4 protein-coding genes and 1 pseudogene are annotated in these 4,203 nt (G+C 67.0%); all 5 read right to left on the bottom strand.

Translation table 11 applies throughout. The features are described from left to right. Positions 1 to 602 (bottom strand): ketopantoate reductase family protein (locus tag ACWELQ_RS39840; RefSeq protein WP_452402180.1); only part of this gene is annotated, 602 nt, incomplete at its 3' end. Between the two features lie 144 nt (positions 603 to 746). After that, a complete protein-coding gene (locus ACWELQ_RS39845; RefSeq protein WP_452402181.1) occupies positions 747 to 1,514 on the bottom strand; it encodes a MerR family transcriptional regulator in 768 nt (255 codons plus the stop codon). A gap of 10 nt (positions 1,515 to 1,524) precedes the next feature. Beyond that, positions 1,525 to 2,991: a flavin-containing monooxygenase gene (locus tag ACWELQ_RS39850; RefSeq protein ID WP_452402182.1), complete on the bottom strand. Its 1,467-nt coding sequence runs from the start codon at positions 2,989 to 2,991 to the stop codon at positions 1,525 to 1,527. Then, positions 2,988 to 3,908: a ferritin-like domain-containing protein gene (locus ACWELQ_RS39855; protein ID WP_452402183.1), complete on the bottom strand. Its 921-nt coding sequence runs from the start codon at positions 3,906 to 3,908 to the stop codon at positions 2,988 to 2,990. The genes ACWELQ_RS39850 and ACWELQ_RS39855 overlap by 4 nt, the downstream gene beginning before the upstream one ends. Before the next feature lies 1 nt (position 3,909). Further along, a pseudogene (locus tag ACWELQ_RS39860) lies at positions 3,910 to 4,203 on the bottom strand (SDR family NAD(P)-dependent oxidoreductase); the annotation flags it as partial.

Here is a 4,203-nt window from a genome sequence, read left to right on the forward strand (position 1 = left end):
CGTGCGCGCGATCGTGCACCCGGGCGGTTCGATTCGCGACAAGGACACCATCGAGTCGACCGCGTCACCCCGATCCCGGCCGCCGTGAGGACGGTGGAAACCTCTCCGACCGGATCCCATGCGTCGTCCGGTCGGTGGGAATCCGCTGTCAGCGCACCGATTTCGACGGTGGCGTGCGCACCGAGGCAGCGGACCTGCCACGGCGCGAGGCGCTGCGCGATCACCACGCAGGTGCAGCCGAGGATGTGTTGCGTGCCGAGCACCGCGGCGAGGTCGGCGGGGGCCTCGACACCGTTCTGCACCGGCAGGACGACAGTGTGCGGGCCGATCAAAGGCCGGAGAGCTGCGGCCGCGTCCGCGACCTGCCACGCCTTCACCGCCACCACGATCAGGTCCGCTGGTTCGGCGTCGGCCGGGATCTCGGTGATCGCGCGCACGCCGGGGACCGAAATCTCCACCGCCCCATGGCCGAGCACCAGCGGCTCGCGGGCCGCTTCGACGGTGCTCTCCCGGCCGACCACCGTGACCCGATGCCCGACGCGCGCCAGCATGGCCGCGAAATACAGCCCCATTCCGCCCGCACCGAATACCGTGACATTCATCGAATGACCCCCTCGCACAGCGAATTACCACCGATAGGATTCCGCAGATCGGAATTATCTATCCGTACAACGGAATTCGAGAGTGATCATAGGACGAATCATCGCCGCCGGTCCACCGCTGCGCCGAGCCTCGGGACGCAGCGGTCACGCGTCCTGCGCGCGGTGTTCCGCGACGGTGGCCAGGTAGGCGCCCAGTTCGGACCGCAGCACTTGGTCCAGCGCCTGGTCGAGGCCCTCGCGGACGGCGCGGGTGCCGAGTTCGCGCATGTGGTTGATCATTTCGGTGGTCTCGGCGATTTCGGCGTCCGAGTCCGGCAGCCAGCCGGGCCCGTGCTGTTCCACGAAATGGTCCTTGGCGGCGACCACCATGAGGCGGGCGATGTCCTCGAGGCGGCCGACCACCGAGGCGTACAGGTCGATCAGGCCGGGGAGCCGGATGCCGTACGCGCTGAGACCCGCGAAGGTCTCGAGCAGATCCGGCCGGGTGAGTTCGGCGGTGTCACCGTGCAGCCTGATCAGACCGAGCTCCTCGAGCCGCGCCAGCTGCGCGCTGTCGACCTGATGCTCGGGCGTGTCGCCGAAGAAGGTGTCGACGAGTTCACGCGGAAGCTCCACCGGCTCATGGGATTTGCCCCAGGTGTCGGTGACCGCGCTCTGCAGGCCGAGGATCTCGGTGAGATCCTTGCCCGTCTCCCAGCTGGTGATGAAATCCGCGATGTGCGCGATGGTGAATCCCCGTTGCAGCAATGCGTCGATGATGCGCAGCCGGGCCAGGTGCGCGTCGTCGTAGATCAGGGCCCGCCCGCTGCGCTTGGTCGGCGTCGGCAGCAGGCCCTTCTCCTGATACGCCCGCACATTGCGGGTGGTGGTGCCGGCGGCCTGGGCGAGATCGTCGATGCGGTAGTCCGCCATGATCACGACCCTAGCGCAGGTGGAAGTCCGTCAGATCGACCGTGGCCAGCTGCCGGGCGTACTGGCTGCCGAAACCCGGGTACATGGTGGCGTTGAACCCGTCCTCGGTGAGATACCAGCTGCGGCAACCGGAATTCCAGGTGGTGGCCGCCAGCCGCCGCTGGATGCGCCGGTTGTAGCGGTCCTGCCGATCCTGCCGCGGTTCCAGCGCGCGCAGGCCCCGGTCGAGCACGATCTTGATCGCGTCGGTGAGGTAGTCGATCTGCGCCTCCATATAGACGAGCGCCGAATTGTGGCCCGGCCCGGAGTTCGGCCCGAAGGTGAGGAACAGATTCGGGTACCCGGCCACGGTCACGCTCTTGAACGCGTACGCGCCGCCGCGCCACTCCTCGGCCAGCGAACGGCCGTCGCGACCCGTGATCGGAATCGGCGTGCCCGCCTTGGACACCTCGAATCCGGTGGCGAACACGATGCAGTCGAATCGATGCTCGATCCCCTCCGCGGTCCGGATGCCCTGCGGCGAGAGCTCCGCGATCGGCCAGGTGATGAGCTTGCAGTTGGGGCTCTGCAACGCCGGGTAGTAGTCGCTGCTCATCAGCAGCCGCTTGCAGCCCGCCCGGAAGTCGGGGGTGAGCTGGCGGCGCAGCCACGGATCGCGCACCTGGCTACGCAGATGCGCCAGCGCCACCGATTCCACGACCCGGGTCAGCGGCGTATTCCACACCACGCCCAGCGCCACCGACTCGTGTCCCCAGAACCACGCCTCCCGCGCCAGCGTCTGGGTGAGGGGCACCTGCCGGTAGAGCTGTTTGGTGAGCCCGTGCGTGCGGCGGTCGACCCGCGGCAGCACCCAGCCGGGCGTGCGCTGGAAGACCTTCACCGCCGCGGCCTGCTGCACCAATTCCGGAATGATCTGCACCGCACTGGCTCCGGTGCCGACCACGGCCACCTTCTTGCCGGTGAAGTCGTAGTCGTGATCCCAGCGGGCGCTGTGGATCTTGTGGCCCTCGTAGCTGTCGATCCCGGGGATGTCCGGGAATCCGGCATTCGACAGCGGCCCGGAGGCCAGGATCACGGTGCGCGCCCGCATCTTTCGCCGACCGGCCGCGAAGGACAAGGTCCACAGGCCCGCTTCCTCGTCGTACACGATGCCGGTCACGTTGTGGCCGAACCGGATAGCGGGTGCGAGCGCGAAGTCCTCGACCATCGAGTCGATGTACCCGAGGATTTCCCCACTGCCGGAATAGGTTCGAGACCAATCCGGGTTGGGCGCGAAGCTGTAGGAGTACAGCCGCGACGGAATATCGCAGGCCGCGCCGGGATAGGTGTTGTCGCGCCAGGTGCCGCCCACCCGGTCGCCGCGCTCGAAGATCGCGAAGTCGCCGATCCCCTTCTGCCGCAGTCGAATGGCCGCGCCGATGCCCGCGAATCCGGCTCCGATGATCGCCACGTCCAGTGGCTTGCCCACGGCGTTCACGCGACCGGCTCGTAGGTGAGTTCCTGCGACCAGGTCGGCTGCTTGGGCAGCAGCCGGTCCGGAATGGCCCCGGTCAGTTTGACCAGTGCGTCCGCGACCAGGTGATACGGGTGATCGCGGTTGATCACCCAGCCCGAATGCATTTTCACGATCCGGTACATGGGCACCCGGTTCGCGATCGGCGCGCGCTCGCCGACCTGCTTGAACCGGGCCATGGCGGCATAGAGCTTCTCCTCGTTGACGCCCATCTCGACAATGTTGTCGCGCATCTTGTTCAGCAGCGGCACATAGCTGAGCACCCCGATCATCAGCGACGGTTTGACCCAGCCGCCCACCAGATCGATGGCCAGTTTGCGCGCGCTCGCGTGCCCGAGCAGCTCCATGACCGCGTAATCGGTGGCCAGATGCCGGGATTCGTCATTGTTGATCTTCTTGAAGACCTCCTGTGCCACCGGATCGGCGATCTCGTCGGTGACGAACTTGATCAGCGCGCCGTCGAGGGCCACCTCCAGCATGGGGATGACGGTGCCCAGGAACGACAGCGACATCCCGTCGGAGTGCTTGTCCAGGAAGTCGATCACCAGCTTCACATTGATATTGGGCTGCGGGATCTCGTCACCGTCGAGCATGCCCCAACGCCGCATCAACGCCAGTTCGGCGTTGGCGTGCCGCTGCTCCTCGGCGTGGAAGTAGCGGTAGATCTCGGCCAATGTCGGGGTGGGGGCCTTCTTGGCCATGGCCGCGAAGCCGCGCGCGCCCACGTTCTCGATCCACATCAGATCGGCCATGAACGGCTTGAGCTTGGCGTGCAGGGCCGGGTCGATGAGCTCGGCGCCCGGTGCGTCCCAGTCGATATCGGCCAGCGCCCACTGCTTGGACTTGATCTTGGCCAGCATGTTGTCGAAGTCGAAGGACATGTCAGACTCCCGTCTTCAGGGTGGTCGAGGGCGCCGAATCGTCCTGCGGCAGGACGCGATTCAGGACGCCGAGGGCTTGGGTGTAGAGGGCCGGGAAGTGCCGCTTGAGATGCCAGACCACGCGGGCATCGAGCTGCGGCACGACATAGAGCACGCCCCGGTCGTGCGCGTCGAGGGTGGTGCGGGCGACCCGTTCGGCCGAGAACCCGGTCCAGCGCATGAGCCCGTCGGCCAGCCGCGAGGAGCCCGAGGTGATCCGGCCGTCGGCCACCACATTGGTCTTCAAGAAGGTCGG

It is taken from the genome of Nocardia sp. NPDC004722 (genome assembly GCF_053601505.1).